The organism is Cohnella sp. GbtcB17, assembly GCF_019091135.1.
Lineage (GTDB): Bacteria > Bacillota > Bacilli > Paenibacillales > Paenibacillaceae > Cohnella.
Map to the genome: position 1 here is coordinate 1 of NZ_JAGXJW010000414.1, position 242 is coordinate 242.

Sequence of the window (242 nt, forward strand, 5' to 3'; positions counted from 1 at the left end):
CGGTCCGAGCGAGCAATACACGGGCAGCCGGTCACCGCCGCTTAATCAGCCGGCCCAGAAGACGTACAAGGACTGGAATGCCGTCTCGACCGACGATCCGGCCGAGAGATCGTGGGAGATTACCGAGAACGGCATTTATTACCAGGCCGGTTATATCAAGCTGCTCGCCAAGTTCGTGCCCGAGCCCGCGCTTGTGGCGCAGGCCCCGCAGACGCCGGCGAACCTCACCGCCACCGCTGCGG

1 protein-coding gene is annotated in these 242 nt (G+C 64.5%); it reads left to right on the forward strand.

The features are described 5' to 3' along the window. A partial coding sequence (locus KVT38_RS34065; protein WP_217598125.1) for a hypothetical protein occupies nt 1–242 on the forward strand: 242 nt, incomplete at both ends.